This is a genomic window from Aeoliella sp. (assembly GCF_965227375.1).
GTDB lineage: Bacteria > Planctomycetota > Planctomycetia > Pirellulales > Lacipirellulaceae > Aeoliella.
Genome location: NZ_CBDDFX010000002.1, coordinates 4517825 through 4536424 on the forward strand (window position 1 = coordinate 4517825; position 18600 = coordinate 4536424).

General features: G+C 61.3%; 12 protein-coding genes. 10 read left to right on the forward strand and 2 right to left on the reverse strand.

The window, feature by feature from the left end:
• Positions 1 to 46: 46 nt before the first annotated feature.
• Both ACQK2L_RS30635 and pilM read right to left on the reverse strand, forming a co-directional pair.
• The gene (locus ACQK2L_RS30635) at positions 47 to 1552 is read right to left on the reverse strand and encodes a hypothetical protein (protein ID WP_425400861.1); all 1506 of its coding nucleotides are present in this window, start codon (positions 1550 to 1552) and stop codon (positions 47 to 49) included.
• A 56-nt stretch (positions 1553 to 1608) separates the two neighbouring features.
• A complete protein-coding gene (pilM, locus tag ACQK2L_RS30640; RefSeq protein WP_425400862.1) occupies positions 1609 to 3921 on the reverse strand; it encodes a type IV pilus assembly protein PilM in 2313 nt (770 codons plus the stop codon).
• Positions 3922 to 4277: 356 nt separating this feature from the next.
• Between pilM and ACQK2L_RS30645 the strand changes: the two genes are divergently transcribed.
• The 10 genes from ACQK2L_RS30645 (at position 4278) to ACQK2L_RS30690 (ending at position 18571) form a co-directional block, all read left to right on the forward strand.
• The gene (locus ACQK2L_RS30645) at positions 4278 to 6791 is read left to right on the forward strand and encodes a hypothetical protein (RefSeq protein WP_425400863.1); all 2514 of its coding nucleotides are present in this window, start codon (positions 4278 to 4280) and stop codon (positions 6789 to 6791) included.
• 22 nt (positions 6792 to 6813) lie between these two features.
• Entirely contained in the window at positions 6814 to 7461 is a 648-nt protein-coding gene (gene cmk, locus ACQK2L_RS30650) for a (d)CMP kinase (protein ID WP_425400864.1), read from the forward strand.
• A gap of 74 nt (positions 7462 to 7535) precedes the next feature.
• Positions 7536 to 8183, forward strand: a complete 648-nt coding sequence (locus ACQK2L_RS30655; RefSeq protein ID WP_425400865.1) for a lysophospholipid acyltransferase family protein — start codon at positions 7536 to 7538, stop codon at positions 8181 to 8183.
• A gap of 248 nt (positions 8184 to 8431) precedes the next feature.
• Positions 8432 to 10129, forward strand: coding sequence for a GspE/PulE family protein (locus ACQK2L_RS30660; RefSeq protein WP_425400866.1), 1698 nt, complete (start codon positions 8432 to 8434; stop codon positions 10127 to 10129).
• 466 nt (positions 10130 to 10595) lie between these two features.
• Positions 10596 to 11705, forward strand: a complete 1110-nt coding sequence (locus ACQK2L_RS30665) for a type IV pilus twitching motility protein PilT (RefSeq protein ID WP_425400867.1) — start codon at positions 10596 to 10598, stop codon at positions 11703 to 11705.
• 74 nt (positions 11706 to 11779) lie between these two features.
• Positions 11780 to 13498 carry a GspE/PulE family protein gene (locus tag ACQK2L_RS30670; RefSeq protein ID WP_425400868.1) on the forward strand — a complete coding sequence of 573 codons (1719 nt, stop codon included), beginning with the start codon at positions 11780 to 11782 and terminating at the stop codon, positions 13496 to 13498.
• Between the two features lie 229 nt (positions 13499 to 13727).
• The gene (locus ACQK2L_RS30675; RefSeq protein WP_425400869.1) at positions 13728 to 15056 is read left to right on the forward strand and encodes a type II secretion system F family protein; all 1329 of its coding nucleotides are present in this window, start codon (positions 13728 to 13730) and stop codon (positions 15054 to 15056) included.
• A 63-nt stretch (positions 15057 to 15119) separates the two neighbouring features.
• The gene (locus tag ACQK2L_RS30680) at positions 15120 to 16109 is read left to right on the forward strand and encodes a type II secretion system protein (protein WP_425400870.1); all 990 of its coding nucleotides are present in this window, start codon (positions 15120 to 15122) and stop codon (positions 16107 to 16109) included.
• Positions 16106 to 17185 (forward strand): prepilin-type N-terminal cleavage/methylation domain-containing protein, encoded by a 1080-nt coding sequence (locus ACQK2L_RS30685; RefSeq protein WP_425400871.1) that lies wholly within the window; start codon positions 16106 to 16108, stop codon positions 17183 to 17185. Before ACQK2L_RS30680 ends, ACQK2L_RS30685 begins: the two co-directional genes overlap by 4 nt.
• Positions 17186 to 17188: 3 nt before the next feature.
• Entirely contained in the window at positions 17189 to 18571 is a 1383-nt protein-coding gene (locus ACQK2L_RS30690; RefSeq protein ID WP_425400872.1) for a pilus assembly FimT family protein, read from the forward strand.
• The last annotated feature ends 29 nt before the right edge of the window (positions 18572 to 18600 follow it).

Below are 18600 nucleotides of genomic sequence, written 5' to 3' on the forward strand. Positions count from 1 at the left end.
CGCTAGTAGGTGGGCAATCGCGTCACCTACTCATGTATTCACTTACTCAATTCAACGCGAGCGAGGGGTCTGCTGGTAGTTCGCCCTCGCCGCCATTCAGGATTGCGTCGTTGGGGGAATTGAAGATGAGCACCACGCCTTGGATGACGACATCCTTCATGTAAGGCTTGCGATTGAACACCTGGATCTCGGTGCTGTTCGCACCGCCGCCAAACCCGCCGCCGAACTCACCACCACGGCTACCGCCACTAAAACCGCCGCGGCCGCCCCCGTACTCACCGCCTCCGCCGGTCGACTCCGGGTCGACGCCCACGCGCACTTCGGTCACCTTGATCTGCAGATCGGCGTTGGCGAGTTCCGAGATCAACGTCGACAGCCACCGCTCGTCCATCTTCACCGCCAGTCGCACGGGCAGGCGTTTCATTTCCTGGCCAAAGGCAGCCGGGTCGAGTGGTAAGTCGTCCGGGGGTACTTGAATCGGCTGGCCTTGGTCGTCGATGTAGCGGCGCGATAGCCAGCGGGCCTTCTCTTCGGCGGGGTTCAATTGGACATCGTCGCCACCGTCGAGACCTCCCGAACGCCCCGACATATCCATGTCGCCCTCGAATGCATCCTCGCCGGCCGGACCACCTGCCGACTCGTCATACATTGCTTCGCCGCTCATTAACGAGCTGGCCCCTTGCAGGCGCTTGATGCGGCCCTTGGTGCGGCTCTCTTTCGCGGCGTCGCGGCCAACCTGCAGAGCATGGATCTCGCTCACCGCGGCGTTACTGTACCGCGTGGCGCCCCTCTTCTTGTTGGTCTCGGCGATGGCTCGCAGCATGGTTTCGTACACCCACAGGTCTTCCTGCGTAACCCAGATCCGCCAGTGCGACTGTCGCTTGGGCCAGTCGAGATCGGCCTGGATTCGCCCTTGATCGTCCTCAGACCAATAGACGGTGAAGTCGGGCTCGATCGGATTGCCATCTTCGTCGTATTCAATCGCGTCGCTCGAACCGCCCGCGAACCCGCGCGCGCCTCCGCCACGGCCGCCTTCGAATCCACCGCTAAACCCGCCACGGCCACCATACGCGCCGCCAGTGGCCGAATCTTCTTCAATTTCGTTAGCGTCGATTAGCTTCGGCAGGTCGGCGAACCGTCCGCGGATGTAGTCGCCGTACTGGTCGCGCTTGAGCGGTCCGACTTCGTCGCCGAACTGCTTGTCCTCAATCTCGCGCAAGAAAGCCGGTGGCAGTTGTGGGGGCCACTTGAGTACGTCCTGGCGTTGTCGATCGTACAACTCTTGCCAAATGGCCTTGGTCTCCTCGGTGAGCAAGACGATCTGCGATTGTTGATTGGTTATGACGTCTTCGCTTGGCATGGGTGCCGACCTGGCGAGTTGTTCCTGTTGACCAAACGCGTTCTTGATGGTCTCTAGGTTCTCGCCTTTGCGGTCCTTCAGGTCGCTGGCAGCCAGGTACCACACAGCAAAGCTTAGCAGCACCGCCAAGCCCGACAGCAACCAGAAGTGGTGCTTCGACATCCACGCCAGTACGGTTCGTAGTTGTTCCATAACGTTTATCTCTTCAACTCAGTTCTTGTAGTTCGCACGTGATCGACGTTGGGGATCTACACGCCGCCAGTGTCGTCGATTCCTTGGGGAGCTTGTTCGGGATCATCGCGGATCGTACGAGGCTTCGGTTGCCAGATGAACTGCACCTGGAACTCGTACCGCCGAAGGTTCCAGACTTCCGGCTTCGGCACCTCGGGACCATCAGCTGTTTGGCGGTTGGAAGCGCCTCCCCAGGCTGGACCTCCACCTTCGTCGGTCAGCGAATTACGGTACTCGCTCTGCCTTCGCGAGGCTTCCTCGGCCGTGGTGGCTTCGGGATCGAACGCCACTTCGACAGGACGGAAGTTGCTCACCATCACAGGCTTGGAGATGCCCAGTTCCTCCATGCTGTACTCTTTCAACGGATTGCCTGGTTCGCTGCTGGGAAGCATGATGGTTCCGTTCCTCAGGCTTTCGATCAGCGTGCGATAAACAAATCTGCCCGCTTCGTCTTCGCGATCGAAGTCGCCCGGATTGTTCCGGTCGCTGTTGTGATAGTGGTAACCGGTGATTTGAATGATCCAACCTTCGCCACTGGGAGGAACAGGTTCCGCTTCGCCCTCCAGGCCGGCAAACTCATCGAGCGCCTGATCGAACACCTCCTCGTCCACCACAGCATCTTCGGGCGCGGGTTCGGCGGCGGCCACCCCGTCGGCTGCTTCGGTGCCGTCGGCAGCCGCTTCGCCTTCTTCACCCTCTGCGGTAGCGTCGGCCGCTGGTTCTTCCGCCGCGACAACCACGCCCGCGGCTTCTTTGAGTGCTTGCTCCACTTCGGTGTACCAGATCGAAACGTCGGGGAAGAACTCGCAGTCGATCGACTCAATGTGCAGTTCCTCACGGTTCCGTACCGCATCCTCACTCAGTTCGCGTTCGGCGATCGGCGTGGGGTCTTGCGGCAGTGCGCTGTCGATGGCCTTGAGCAACTCGAGCCACATCAATCGGCCATCGTCGTTGCTCCGCAAGTTGGTGCGAATGGTTTGCAGCTGGTCGAACTGGGACACCAGCCCTTGCAGCCGGCCCACCTCGCCGTTGAAACTGGTGGCCTTGCTGCTGGCATTTTGCAAGGCAGTTGCCATCTCGCCATTTTCGACGTCCGCACTCTTGTAGGTGTTGGAGTGGCTGAAGTAATTCACCGTCAGCCCCAGCATCAACACGGCCGCAGCAGCCACGGTCCAAGGCTTCTTGCTCTGCACTAGCCGCTCGGTAACGATCTCCTGCGGCAGCAGGTTGGTTTCGAGTTGGCCCAGACCAAGCCCCTGCACACACAAACCGTATGCTTCGGCGAAGCTCAGGTGGTTCGCCTGGAACTGCGGGGCGGCAGTAACGCTGCCACCCACCAGACCAGGGAACTCCTCCAGCAGCACCACCTTTTGATCCAAGTTCTGCGACAGGTAGCGTTGCAAACCGGGCAGTCGCATTGGATTGCCCAGGGCGACGATGTCGCCGATTTCGGCCTTCTTGTTGTTGTTCATGAAGAAGCCGATCGACCGCTGAATTTCGGCCACCAGGTCGCTGAACACCGGCCGCATCGCCTGGAACAACGCCTTGGGATCCTCGGCCTTCGTGGCGTTCCGCTTCAAGTGCTCGGCCTTGGTGAAAGTGAGCTGCATCTCCTTGGTGAGCGCTCGCGTGAAGTGGCTACCACCAATGGGGATGTTGCGCTGCCACACGCGATAGCCGTTAGTGATTACCAGGTCGGTGGTCTCGGTGCCGAACGAAAGCACCAACAGGCTCTTGGCCGGATTGTCCGGATCGAACGGCGGGGCGTCCTCCAGGTTGTTCATCCGGTCGAAGCACGCGTAGTTGTAGATCGCCAGCGGTGCGAGCTGGATGTAGTCGACCTCCAAGCCTGCGTCGGTCAGCGGACGAATCGCGCGGTGCACCTGGTCGCGCTTCATGGCGAACAGACCCACTTCGGGGTCGATCGCGTAGCCTTCTTCCTGGTTGCCGCCGGCGAGTTGCTGGTAGTCCCAGACCACGTCTTCCAGGGCGAAGGGAATCTGCTGTTTCGCTTCGTACTTGACGATGTCGGGAATCTTCTTTGCTTCGACTGGCGGCAGCTTGATGAATCGCGACAAGCCACTCTGACCAGGAACCGACACCGCGACGCGGTCGCCCTTCAGCTCGTTGCGCGACACGAACGTGGCCACCGCTTCGGCGATGAGCGCTTCGCGGTCGGCTTCGGGCTGGGTGAGAATCTTGGAGTACTCGACGAAGTCGAACGCTTCGACAACGATGCGATTGGTGTCTTTCTCGTGACGACGACACTGCAGTGCTTTGAGCGCACAGTTGCCGATGTCGATACCCCAAACAGCGCCACTCTTGGCCATGTGATTAGTTCCTCTGTTCCGACGTTCCGTTCCCTAGCAGACCTGGCGAGCAACAATGCGTTGCCCCGGCAGTATCGCGGGGGCAACCACTTCGCCAACTCGACTTCTCCGGCTCGACGTTGCGTGGTCTGCGTGTGTACAACTGGGGGGAGGAGAGCCTGGGCGCACGACCCGCGTGCGACCAGCCGCTAGACCATCGGTCCGGCGGCTGCCCTCGGCTGTAACCTCCATTGTAATCGATCCTTACGAACTGTGTACCTAGTTTTCGAGGGCGATGCCCCGGGCGGCCCCGGCTTCGATTCGCCCGCCGTTCCGGATATACCGAGTTTTCCGCTTCCTTGGTCGTTTTGCCCGCTATGCACCTCAGTCAGACCACTCTGGCCCTGCCGGGCGACACGTTTGGCGATCTCTCGCCCAACTGGCATACGGCCCCAAGTGCCAATTTCCTGGCCCTCTGGACCTCGCTGTGGCATCCCTGGCTGCTGGTTTCCACAGGCCGCCTGCCCGACACCACGCCGGTGGACACTCTCTCGCACCAGGCGCTCGCGCCGGGCCAGCTGCTGCTGGTGCCCGAGATCGCCGAGTCGCACGTAGGCGAGCCGGTGCTGGCCGAGGAGGCGATGGCGCCTCGCGTCCAACAATTCGCTACGCGCCGGCAGGTTATTTCGCACCTCGCGGAGCTTCTGGAGCTGCCGCTGGAGCAGAATCCCGAGCTGACGGCTGACTTTTACGCCTTGGGGTTCGCTTTCCTGAAAGTCGAACTGCTCACGCGCAGCATGCGGTACGACCGCGAAGTCACCCAAGAGTCGTTCCGCGCCGCGGTGGTTGGTGCGGCCGAGGCCGCACTGGCCGGCGATACGGTATCGCTTGAGTCGCACGTAAGCGACGCCTACGACCAGTTGCTGCAGAGCCGCAATCACTACTACCCGATCGACTTCTACCTGATCGATCTATCGCTCACCGCCACCACGACCATCGGCCAGGCGTTCCGCCAGGAATGCCGCGCAGCTCAGCACCTGAACGTGTTGGTTGCGAGCGACGTGCTGGAGCACATGGCAACCCAGCAGCCCGAGTCGCTCGCAGCGCTGCGCGAAGCGGTGGAAGAGAACCGCGTCACCGTGTGCGGTGGCACTACTAGCGGCGCGGCGCTCAAGGACCTGGATGCCGAGTCGCTGCTGGCCGAGTTGAAAACCGCTCGGCAAGTGACCGAACAGCATTTGGGGCAGCCGCCGGGAGTGTTCGCCAACCACGCCGGGCCGCTCGCACCGCTGGTGCCGGGGGTGCTGTATCGATTGGGCTACCACGCGGCGGTGATGAGCAACTTCGCCGGGCTGGCTATGCCCAGCGGCCTGAGCTGTCGCACCACCTGGACTGGCCTCGATAACATGCCGGTCGAAGCCCTGGCCGCCGAACCGATCGACGTGGGCGACGCGGCGGCGATGCTCCGCCTGTCGCAACAGATGCAGCACACGATGAACTACGACCTGGCCGCTTCGCTGCTGCTGGTCGGCTGGCCCGGCCATCGCAGCGAGTGGCACGCCGACCTGATGCAGGTCACACGGCGCTCCGCTCTGCTGGGCCGCCCGATCACGCTCGACGACTACTTCGAGCAAACCACCTCGCACGACTACGCCGGCGTCACCCCCGCGAGCGACTACCCCAGCCCGCGGCAAGTGCACACCAGCGAGACTACCTCCTTGTGCAGCATGGCAACGCTCGCTCAACTCGCCGGCGCCAGCGGCGACAGTGCCGACTCGCTCGCCGAGTTACTCGGCGCCGGCGGCGAACCATCGGGCACGCTGTGGCTCAACGCCTCGTCGCTCGATCGTCCCTTGCCGGGCGGCTCGCTCCCGGCGTTCGGATGGCGGTGGCTGCCGAGCGCCACGTCGGAGGACAGCCCGCGGTGCGAACCCGGCGTGCTGCGTAACGAACAACTGGAAGTGGTGTTCGACCCTACGACCGGCGGCATCTCCGCCACGCGGTTTCACGACCGCCGCGGCAACTTCCTGTCGCAGCAGTTAGCCGTCGCCCCGCTCGGGCCGCAAGGCATTGCCGCCGGACTGCAACTCGCCCCCGACGGCTGGGAAGTCGCCGAGTCGAGCGACACCCGCGGCACGCTGCTCAGCCGCTACCGCGTGGTCGATCGCGACGGCAAAACCCTGGCCAACGTTCAGCAGCGGAGCACGTTAGTCGAGCACTCGCAGTCGATCGATTTGGAAGTCGAGTTCGATCCGCTCACCGATCGGGCGAAGCACTGCGCCATCGCCAGCCGCATTGCGGTGCGAGACGAGGACTTTGCCCTCACGCGCGGCGTACAGGGACTCGACCTGCCGACTCGGTCGCCCCGCGTGCGGTCGGCCTGGGTAGGGCTGGTGAGCGAAACCTCGCCGGTGGCCGTGCTCACCGACCAAGTGCGACAACACTATCGCCATTCGGGTCGGATGCTCGATACCACGCTCATCGAGGCGGCTGGCGAAAACAGGACCGCTGCGCTAAGCTACGTGCTCGATGGTCGCTATCCGGCTCAGGCGTATTCGGCTCGCCGGCGCTCCGATTCGCTGGTCGCGGTGCCTACGGGCCAGCCCCGCCAAGCGAGCGGTTGGTGGCTGCGAGTGGCGGCCGGCAATGTGATGGTCACCCACTTGGCCGTGGAAAGCGCTGGCGCGGATGGCCGACTGCTGCGAGTGCGACTGCTGGAAACGGCCGGCCGCCCGACGCGCACCACGCTTGCCACCTGGCAGACCATCGAAGAAGTCCAGCAAGTGAACTTCCTGGGCGAACCGGATCAACTGTTGAGCGTCGAGGATGGCCGGGTTCGACTGAGCCTGGCGGCGTACGAGTTCGTTGAGCTGCTGCTAGCCGTTCGATAAGACCCCAGCCCCGAAACCCGCCATGATCGTCACCATCGATGGACCCGCCGGTGCCGGCAAGAGCAGCGCGGCCCGCCAGCTGGCCAAACGGCTGGGATTTCATTTCCTCGACACCGGCGCCATGTACCGCGCAGTGGTTTACACCGCGATCGAGCGGGGCATCGACCTCACCGACGCCGACGCGCTGGAGCAAGTGGCCGCGAGTATCGACATCCAGTTGACCGACGACTCCGTGCTGGTCGACGGACAAGACGTCACCCGCGCCATCCGCACGCAGGCCATCACCACCGCGACGCGCTACGCGGCCGATCACCCGGGCATTCGCGCGCGGCTAGTGGAACTGCAACGGGCTGCGGCCGAGGGTCAGGACTTCGTGACCGAGGGCCGCGACCAAGGCTCGATCGTTTTTCCCAACGCCGAGTGCAAGGTGTTCCTCACCGCCAGCGAACGTGTGCGGGCCGAGCGGCGTTATCACGACCTGATCTCGCGCGGCGAGGACCTCACGTTCGACGACGTACTCGAGAAGCAGCAACAGCGCGACGAGCGCGACGCCACCCGCCCAGTGGGCGCGTTGATTCAAGCCGACGATGCGGTGGTACTCGTCACCGATGGCATGTCGGCCGAAGAAGTCGTCGACCGGCTGCACGACATCGTCATGCAACACCGGTGACGCAGTTCCACGACAGTCACTCCGGGCGCTGACGCTTCCGGCTCGCCTTATCGACATTCGCTCAATTACCTCGCATGTATCGTCGCTCGCTCCCCAAGCTCCTCTGGTATCGGCTCACGCAGTGGGTGGTGGGTGGCGTGTCGCGGGTGTACTTTCGCGTGAGGCGGCGCGGCATGAAACATATGCCTGCCGAAGGTCCAGTCGTCCTGCTGGCGAATCACCAGAGCCATCTCGATCCGCCGCTCATCGGATGTTTCATGCCTCGACCGCTCGGATATTTGGCTCGCGATACGCTGTTCTCGGGCTTCCTGGGTCCATTGATTCGCTCCTACGACGCGATACCCATCGACCGCGACGGCAGCGGGTTGGCGGGCATTCGGGCGACGCTCAAACGCATCAAACAGGGCGACGCAGTGCTGATGTTCCCCGAAGGAACGCGCTCGGAGGATGGCAAGCTCCAGCCGCTCAAGCCGGGTTTCATCGCCCTGGTGCGGCGGGGCAAGGCGAGCATCGTACCGCTGGGAATCGCCGGCACGTACGAGGCCTATCCCCGCGGGAAGACCTTGCCTGCCCCCCGGCCCGTAGCTTTGGTCTGCGGCAAGGCGATTCCGCCTGAGGAGCTGGCGAAACTCGACGACGAGGCCCTGCTCGACCTGGTGGCCGAGCGAATCGCCGACTGCTACGCCCAAGCTCGGCACGTGGCAGGCTACGGGCTCACCTAGCCCCCTTGCTTGCCGAGGCGGTTTGGTTGACACCCCCCTCAGGCGACATTAGTCTAGGTGACATAGGGAGTTAGCGTCGAAGACCGGGCCTTCTACGCAAACATCTCAAGCTCCCCATCAGGTGGCCACTCGATCGGGAGCAATACGCTTTCTCCCGGCTGACGAATGTCAGAAGGCGGGTGATATACTCAACTCGCTGCAGAATGCCCCTTACCTACTCGCACACTCGATCCCCATAAGCAATATCCATGGACCTGGGCCAGTATCTCGTTCAGCAGGGCCTCATCAGCCAAGAGCAGTGGGCGGAGGCCAAGCAGTTGGCCGCCGCGCAGCACATCAAACCCCAAGACGCCCTGGTGCAGTCGGGGTACGCGTCCAGCGAACAGATCATGCAGGCGCTGGCCGCCCGCGACGGGTTCGAGTACTACGACCTCCGCGACGTGGCCATCCCGCCCGCCGTGGTGGAACTCGTGCCCGAGTCGGTGGCCCGCGAAAACGCCGTGATTCCGCTGTCCGAAGAGGACGGCGTGTTGCGTGTGCTGGTGAGCGATCCGCAGGACTTCGACACGATCGACAAGCTGCAGTTCATCCTGAATCGCAAGATCGAAATCGCCCTGGCCACTCGTGAAAGCATCCTGGAGGCTATTAACCGCAACTACGGTCAGATTGGCGACGAATCGGCCGACTCGATGCTGCAGGAATTCACCGATACGGCCATCGACTTCACCGAAACCGAGGAGGGCGACGGAGCCGACGAGGACGACACCGTCGATGAAGCCAGCGCCCCGATCGTTCGGCTCGTGCAACTGATGATCAGCGAGGCGGTGCAGCTGCGGGCGAGCGATATTCACGTCGAGCCGTTCGAAGACCGCGTTCGCATCCGATACCGCATCGATGGCGTCCTGGTGGAGCGCGACAGCCCCCCGCGGCGTTTGCTGGGTGCCCTGCTCTCCCGCATCAAGATTCTGTCCCGCATGGACATTGCGGAACGCCGCAGGACGCAGGACGGCCGGATCAAGATCACCGCGGGCGGCAAGGAATTGGACCTACGGGTCAGCATGCTGCCGACCAACCACGGCCAGTCGTGCGTGATGCGGCTGCTGGACAAGGACAACATCAAAGTGGGCGTCCGGCAGCTGGGCCTGTCGGAGCGCGACTTCAAGATCTTCCGCAACCTGATCCGCCGCCCGAATGGAATCCTTTTGGTGACAGGTCCCACGGGGTCGGGAAAGACGACCACCTTGTACGCGGCGATGAACGAGCTAAACCGGCCAGACCGCAAAATCATCACCGCCGAGGACCCGGTGGAGTACTACCTGCCGGGCATCAATCAGGTGGAGGTGCGGCACTCCATCGGGCTCGACTTCGCCATGATCATCCGGTCGATGCTGCGTCAGGCACCCAATGTGATCCTGGTGGGCGAGATGCGAGACTACGAAACCGCTAGCATGGGAATACAAGCGAGTTTAACTGGACACTTGGTATTCAGTACTCTACACACGAACGATGCGCCCGGCGCCGTAACACGTATGGTCGATATGGGCGTGCCCTCATATCTGGTGGCTGGCAGCGTTATTGGAATTCTCGCACAACGTTTGGTGCGCGTGATTTGCAATAAATGTAAACAACCGTACACCCCAAGAGAGAGCGAATTACAGGCCGCTGGCATCTCGCCGGAGATGGTTGCTGAGGCCAATTTCATGAAGGGTCGCGGCTGTAGTCACTGCGGCAACAGCGGATATCGTGGCCGCTTAGGTGTATTCGAATTGATGACAATGAACTCCCGCATCCGCGAGCTGACCTTCCAAGGCGCATCGACCCAGGAGCTCCGCAAGGAAGCCGTAAACCTCGGCATGACAACGCTTTATGATGACGCGCTTCTGAAGGTCTGCAAAGGCATCACCACGCTCGACGAGGTGTTCCGAGTCGCAAAGAAGGTCCAGTAGTAAAACGCTCAACGTTAGACGTTCAGGCGGCGACCGATCACCGCAGCCAACAGGCGCTCCAACGCCAAATTGCCGATCCACTTATCCTCAGCTCAGACCGCCACGGCCAAACCAACCACCAGCTAATCGCCCAGCGTGGCGCTAACTAGAAGTAAAATCGAGACTTGAGTCGTCCCGCGCGGGGGCGAATAATCCTGTACCGGCCGCTCGTCACCTTACGCGATTGGCGGCTGCCAGCATGCTGAAGATTCACCTCCGGGCCAGGAAGCGAATTACGGCAACCAGCATGCCAGCAGACGTGGTTCGCCAGGTCGGAAACTTCGCTGCCAGGCTAGGTGCGCTACAGGGGCGCGACCGGCACATGTGGCGAGAGAGATCGGAACAGGGAATCTTCCTCGCGCAATCAATGCTCGACCGCTTGCCGGTCGCTGCACCGCTATAACCCGCGCGCTAGGAAGTGATCGTTATGGGCACTATTCTTATCGACAAACTGCTGTCCGCTGCCATCAAGCAGGGTGCCAGCGACTTGCACATCACCTGCGGCCAGCCGCCGGTGCTGCGGTTGCATGGCCGGATGCAGAAGCTCAAAACCAAGGTGCTCGAGCCCGAGGACACCATGGGCCTGATGAAGAGCATCACGCCCGACCGCTGCCAGCAGGAGTTCCAGGAGACCGGCAGCACTGACTTTGGTTTTGCCTTCGGCGAGCAGGCGCGATTCCGCGTGTCGGTGTTTCGCCAGCGGGGCAAGGTGGCCATGGTGCTGCGGCAGATTCCGGTCGAGCTGTGGACCATGGATCAACTGAACCTGCCGCAGGTGTTCAAGAAAATGATCCTGCGGCCACGCGGACTGGTGCTGGTCACCGGGCCGACGGGTTCGGGTAAGAGTACCTCGCTCGCGGCGATGGTCGACTACATTAACGAGAACGTCGACCATCACATCATCACGATCGAAGACCCGATCGAGTTCCAACACAACCACAAGAAGTCGACGATCAACCAGCGCGAAGTTGGCGTGGACGTCACCAGCTTCGCCGAGGCCATTCGCCGGGCGTTGCGTCAGGACCCCGACGTCATCCTGGTGGGTGAGCTTCGCGACCTGGAAACCATCGAGGCGGCGATCACCGCGGCCGAAACCGGCCACGTGGTGTTCGGCACGCTGCACACCTCCAGCGCGGCCGGCACGATCAACCGTATCATCGACGTGTTCCCCACCAATCAGCAGGACCAAATTCGCACGCAGTTGGCCTCCAGTATCATTGGCATCCTGTCGCAGCAGCTATTGAAGAAGGTTGGCGGCGGTCGCGTCGCAGCGCACGAGGTGCTGGTGGTGAACTCCGGCATCGCCAACCTGATTCGCGAGAACAAGATTTTCCGTATCACTTCGCAGATTCAAACCGGTTCGAAGTACGGCATGCAGCTCCTGGACGATCACATCCTGAAGCTGTGGCAGGAAGGCCTCGTCACCAAGGAAGACGCCTTGGCCAAGTGCAACACGCCGGACGACCTGGCCGCCCGCTTCGCCGCCGCCGAGCGTGGCATGTTCGACGACGAACCTGGCGAGGACGACGCGGCATAAACCGTTAGCAGCCAACCCAACGACCTAACAAATCACCAGACCACAACTAACGGAATGAACTCCGTTCAACGAACATGGCAATGCGTCGCATAGGACAGATTCTGGTCGACATGGGCTTCCTGTCGGACGAGCAGCTCGAGCTTTTGATCGACGAGCAAAAGCAGCAGCCTGGGCAGCTGTTTGGCCGTGTCGCCATGGACATGGGCCTGGTAAACGAAGACCAGGTGGCCCACGCGTTGGGCGAGCAGATGGGGCTGAAGGTGGTGACGGTCTCCGACCTTACCATCGAGAAGGACGTGCTGGCGATGGTCACCGAGCCGATGGCTCAGATGTACCGCATCATCCCCACGGAGTTCGACGGCAACACGCTCACCGTGGCAATGAGCGATCCGCAGAACTTGGCGGTACAGGACGAGCTGCGAACCTTCCTGGGCTACAACATCCGCGTGGCGGTCACCACCGCCAGCAGCATGAACGCGGCGCTCGAGCGTTACTACGGCGAGAACACCGAGAGCGTCGAGAGCCTGGTTGGCGATCTGGAAAACGATCAAGAACTGGCCAAGGCGGCTGCCGAGGTGTCGAGCGATGGACCGATCGACCTGACCAGTGTCGAAGCGTTGGCCGATAGCGCGCCGGTGCGGAAACTGCTGAACATGGTGCTGCTGCTGGCGATCAAGGACCACGCCAGCGACTTGCACTTCGAACCGTTCGAGGACGAGTTCCGCATCCGCATCAAGGCCGACGGCGTGCTGTACGAAATGGTGCCGCCGCCCCGCCACCTGGCGTTTGCCATTACCACGCGCATCAAAGTGATGGCCAACCTCGACATCGCCGAGCGAAGAATGCCGCAGGACGGGCGTATCGAACTCACCGTGGGTGGCCACCCGGTCGACTTGCGCGTGAGCGTGCTGCCCACCATGTTCGGCGAGAGCGTGGTGATGCGAGTGCTTGATCGCTCGGTCGTGTCGCTCGACTTGAACAACGTCGGCATGAACGACGAGACGATGACCGAATTCCGCAGTGCCATCAAGAGGCCCAACGGAATTGTGTTGGTGACCGGTCCCACGGGCTCGGGCAAGACCACCACGCTGTACTCGGCGCTCAACGAACTAAACAGCGTCGAAGACAAGCTGATCACCACCGAGGAACCAGTAGAGTACGACATGGACGGCATCGTTCAGGTGCCGATCGATCCTTCGATTGGCAACACGTTTGCCCAGTGCCTGCGCGCGATCCTGCGACAGGACCCCGACAAGATCCTGGTGGGCGAGATTCGCGACTTGGAGACGGCCGAGATCGCCGTGCAGGCGTCGCTGACCGGTCACTTGGTGTTCAGCACGCTGCATACCAACGACGCGCCGAGCACAATCACGCGCCTAAAGGACATGGGCGTGCCGACGTTTATGATCACCGCCACGGTCGAAGCGATTCTCGCCCAGCGATTGGTGCGGCGAGTGTGCAAGAACTGCCGCGAGGAGTACCACCCCACGCAGGAAGTACTCGACGACCTGGAGATCACGCCCGAGATGATGAAAGGTCACAAGTTTTACCGCGGCAGCGGCTGCGAGCTGTGTAACAACACCGGCTACAAAGGCCGCGTTGGTCTGTTCGAGTTGATGATTATGAACAACGACCTCCGCGACATGATCATGGAGAACTGCCAAACGGAAGAACTCCGCAGGGCGGCCGAGAAGCACGGAATGGTAACCCTTCGCACCGCCGGCATGAATGCCGCACTCGAAGGCATCACCACGCCCGAAGAAGTCATCCGCGAAACGATTTTGGAAGCGTAACGTAGAACGGAATTCATTCCGTTAGAAGAATGCAACGTGTCATCCTGAGGAAGCCTAAGCGACTGAAGGAACTACTTAGACCAGCAGAAGTGACAACGTCTCCGAGCAACGCAAACCAGATTCCTCAGTTGGCGAGCCTCCATTCGGAATGACACGGCAAGCCGAGTAGCAACAAATCACTACCACAACCCTTTTTGAACGAACGGAATGAATTCCGTTCCACGAAGCCATGCCTACTTTCCAGTTTGAAGCGATGGACGCCACCGGCGCCGAGATCAAAGACGTGATCGAGGCGACCACCGAGGAAGAAGCGCAAGCTACCATCCGCCAGATGGGCTACTTCGTGACGAAGATTTCCGTCAAGAAGAGCCGCAAGAAGGAAGAGACCGGCGCGGCGGCCAAGAAGAAGCGGGGCTTCGTGTTTGGCGGCGTCAAGAGTAAGGACCTCACCACCTTTACTCGCCAGCTCTCCATTTTGCAGGACGCGGGCTTGCCGATTCTGCGTTCGCTTCGCATTCTGGCCACCCAGGCCAAGCCGGGCCGACTGAAGTACTCGCTGGAAGACACCTGCGACGAGATCGAAGCTGGCGCCACGCTCAGCGAAGCGATGGCCAAGAGCCCCAAGTGCTTCAACCGCTTGTACGTCAACATGATCAAGGCGGGCGAAGCGGGTGGTGCGTTGGAACTGATTCTCCAACGTCTGGCCGACTTCCAGGAGCGGGCCGAATCGCTCAAGCGAAAAGTCAAAGGCGCGATGGTCTACCCGGTGTTCGTGGTGGGCATTGCGGTGATCATTCTGACGTTGATCATGATCTTCATCGTGCCGCAGTTTAATCAGATCTTCGACGAGTTCGACCTTCCGCTCCCGACCATGACGCAGGTTCTGGTCACCATGTCGGAGAAGACCGTGCAGTTCTGGTACCTCATCCCGCTCATCCCCACCAGCATCTGGCTGTTCATCAAGCTGGTGCGGAAATTCAAAGAGGGCCGCATGGGCTGGGACCAGTACATCATCAAGGTTCCGATCTTCGGCCAACTGTTCGAGAAGAACACCATGGCCCGCACCGCCCGAACCCTCGGCACGCTGGTGGCCAGTGGTGTGCCGATTCTCGAAGCGCTCACGATCACTCGCGACACCGCGGGCAACGCGGTGTTCGAGCGGATGTACAGCCGCATTTCCGAAGCGATTCGCGAGGGCGAATCGATTGCCAAACCGATGAAAGAAAACAGCGTACCCGGCTTCCACCCGGTGGCGTTGTTCTTTTGGATTACCTCGATACCGGTGATTGGCGGGCTGATCTATCTGCTGAAATACAACCAACGCGTGGTGGACGACATCGTGGTGAACATGGTGGACGTCGGCGAGGAGACCGGTGAGCTCGACACGATGCTCTACAAGGTGGCCGACGTGTACGACGAAGAAGTGGCCGTGTTGACCGACAGTTTGACAAAGCTGATGGAGCCCATCTTGATTATCGTGCTCGGCGGCATGGTCGGCTTTATCGTGGTCGCGCTGTTCATCCCGCTCGTGAAGCTGATCGAAGGCTTGAGCGGCTAAGTGCGAACGAACCCTAATCGAAATACAAACCAACTCAAACACAGCTCATCGAGGAGCGCTGAGATGAAACCTTCCCCAGTCCGCAATTCGCATTCCGCGTTCACGCTTGTCGAACTTCTCGTCGTGATCGGCATCATCGCGGCGCTAGCGTCGCTGCTCTTGGTCGCCGGCGGCGCGGCCATGCGGGCTTCACGCGAAGCGGCCATTAAGGTCGGGTGTACGCAGCTTGCCGATGGATTTCAGGCATACACCAACGACGTATCAGGTGGTGCGTATCCGCCGAATATGTGCATCCCGGCCGCTGCCAATCCCTTCGACCAGTTCAAACGCCACTTTAACAAGGCATTTCCCAAGCAACGCGAACCCGATGCACTGCTCGCAGCGATCGCCACGGGCGTATCGAACGGCAACTACCAGATGAACGGCACCACGGGCATTGGCTTGAGTCCCTACGAAGCGCCTGTCTTCTGGCTCGGTGGCTTTAGCGACGATCCGAAGTATCCCATCAGTGGACCGGGCGGGCCATCGTTCCGTACCACGGAGATCGAAGATCTTGGTGCTCGTACTGGGTTTGACTTCGCACAAGAGCAATTGGCGCCGAAGGCCGCCGACAACACCTTTGATACTTCATTGGGCCGCTACATCACGTACCCAGACCCGCGTGACAACACGGTAACACGCCGCATCAACCTGTGGTGGTACAGGCCAAGGAATCTAACCATTCCCTACGCCTACTTCGACACGTCGGCCAAGCCAAAAGGCATCGTGGCCTACGACGGCATTGGTCCCATCGTCGCACTCAAGACCGGCGGAGGGAACAACTACGTGGTGGGCAACCTGCGGTGGGCAAACGAGGGGCAATGCCAGATTCTCTCGGCGGGGCTGGACGACGCTTGGGGCGACTTTGCAAACGAGCAGATGATCGTCGACTGGACGGATCCCACGGCCACTTACTACGGCCTCATCTATCCCGACGGCCCCTGGACCGGCGACCTCGCCGACACGATTACCAACTTCTCGACGAACCGAACGCTTGAGGATTCGCAACCATGATGTTGAATTCGGAAGGCAGAATTCAGACCGCCGAGTCACGCGCCAGCGTACGCGGTGCGGTGCGCGCATTCACGCTCATCGAGTTGCTCGTGGCCATCGCCATCATCGCCATCCTGGCGGGCTTGCTGCTGGGCGTGGCGGCTCGTGCGGCAGAAAGCGGCCGCGAAGCCCGCACCAAGTCGATGATCACCCGCATCCACACGTTGGTGATGCAGCAGTACGACACATACAAGGACCGCAGGGCGCCGGTTCGCGATGCGTTGAAGGGCAATCGCAGCGTCCAACAGGCCGAGTTTCGGCTCAGCGCGATGCGCGAACTGATGCTGATGGAGATGCCCGACCGGTGGAGCGACGTGCTGCTCGCCTCGCCTGACAACGTCAGCAATGTTAGCGACCTGATTGGTGTCGAGCCGCGGTACCTTCAACCGCCAACAGCAGCGGCATCGTCCTTCTATCGCGGCGTCACCCCGCTCAATGAAGCCTACCGCCGGCAGTACTTTGCCATGCTCGACGCCGGTGTCTCCAAAGAAGCCATCAAAGCCAACCAAGGCGCGGAGTGCCTGTACATGGTCGTGATGTTGGCTACCGCGGACGGCGAAGCACGCTCGCTATTCAACGAAAGCAGCATCGGTGATACCGATGGCGACGGCGCTTATGAGTTTTTGGACGGCTGGGGCAACCCGATTAGCTGGATTCGTTGGCCGGCTGGCTACGAGTCGGACGTGCAACTCAACGCCCGCCAGTTGGGCGGCGATCCGACAACGCAAGCGTGGATCGAAGCGGCAGCTTCGGACCACGATCCGTTTGATCTCTTCCGAGTCGACAAGGCTGCGTTCCGCATGGTGCCACTAATCTTCTCCGCTGGTGGAGATGAGCGATTCGATCTGCACAGCGCTCGCGAGACCAACGTTTGGCAGCCAGTGGTGCCGCCGAACCCCTCGATAGTGCCATACGCACCCGTCACTTCAAGCGAAGGCACTTTCTTCCTCGGCTCGCCGATGACCGAAGACGGATCGGCCGTCGACCTCAACGGCGGCGCTGACAACATCACTAACCACAACATCGCAGCCGAATAACGTATGCAACGCACAAGGCAAAACGTGAGAGGCAACGCAGCGTACTCTGTCGCTCCGCGCGCGGCGATGACGCTGATCGAGCTGCTGATCGTGATTGTGATCCTGGCCACACTCACCGCGGCGGCGCTTCCGCTGCTCACGCCGACCACCGCCGAGCGGCGAATTCGCGAAACCTCGCGGAGCTTTAACACGTTTCTCACTCAGCAGCAGTCGAAGGCCATCGTCTCGAACCGCGCGACTGGCGTGGCACTCAAGCGGCTTTCGGCCGAAACCGGCAACGCAGCCGACCGCGGCGTCTGCCTGGAAGTGGTGCCGGTGGAAGTGCCAGTGCCTTACGCCGGTTTCGACGAGAACTCGCGGATGCGCGTGGCGCTGAACCCCAATATCCCCGGACAAGTACTGCTCGATTTTATCACCAGAAACGCATCCGGATCCGCCACCAGCGGTCTGCCGGCAGGCTGGCGTGCGGACCTGGTTCCTCAAGCGCTAATCCGTATCAACGATGTGGTCGAACTGAAGGGCACCCAGTATCGAATCCTCCTGGGCCCAGATACCTCGAACATGGCGATTGATCCCGTCAACGGTTACTTGGGAGGCAATGCGGGTAATCTCTCGCAGGTGGTTCGATTGAATGCCGTGCCTGTCAACAACACCGGCCAGGTGATTGAACCGGAGTACGCTGGCGATGGCAGCCGGCTGACATCAGCCGCGCTGCGAGCTGCGGTGGCCTCGAACAACACAGGTAACGGCCCATTCTGGACCGAGCCCGCACCGTACAAGATTCATCGCCAGCCGGTGCCGACTTCGGCCGATCCATTCCAACTGCCCGAAGGCGCGGCGATCGACCTCGAAGCCTCAGGCATCGTGGGCGCGGTGCCGTTTCACTACTCGGATGGAGACGATGTCTCTGCACCGGTGTTGTACGAGACGATCACCAATGCTCCCGTGTACATCCTGTTCAGCCCCGAAGGCAATGTCGAACGCGTGCAATACGAACGCGTGCAGGTCGTGGACAACAACGGCAGCCGGGCCTCCGTTCCGGTGATCGGCATCCCCTCGGCGAACGTCGCCCTGTTGGTGGGTCGCCGCGAGTTGATTCCGGCGGACACCAGTTTGGACCTCGTCAGCGGCACCGAGACCGAACGCGAAGCCGAAAAGGCCAAGCTCAACTGGCTGAACCTCGAGAGCCGCTGGGTCACCATTGGCACTCAAAGCGGCAGCATTGTGACCACCGAGAATGCGTTTGTCACACCGACGGTCCCCACTGTTGACTATGACCGCAACGGAACCGTTGATGCGGCTCCAGATAGCCTAGACACACGAATGGGGCAAATCCAAGCCGCCCAAGAGTTCGCCCGCGAGATGCGGCGGACCACGGGTGGATAGCCTACAGCGAACACTTTTCTCAGGGGCAA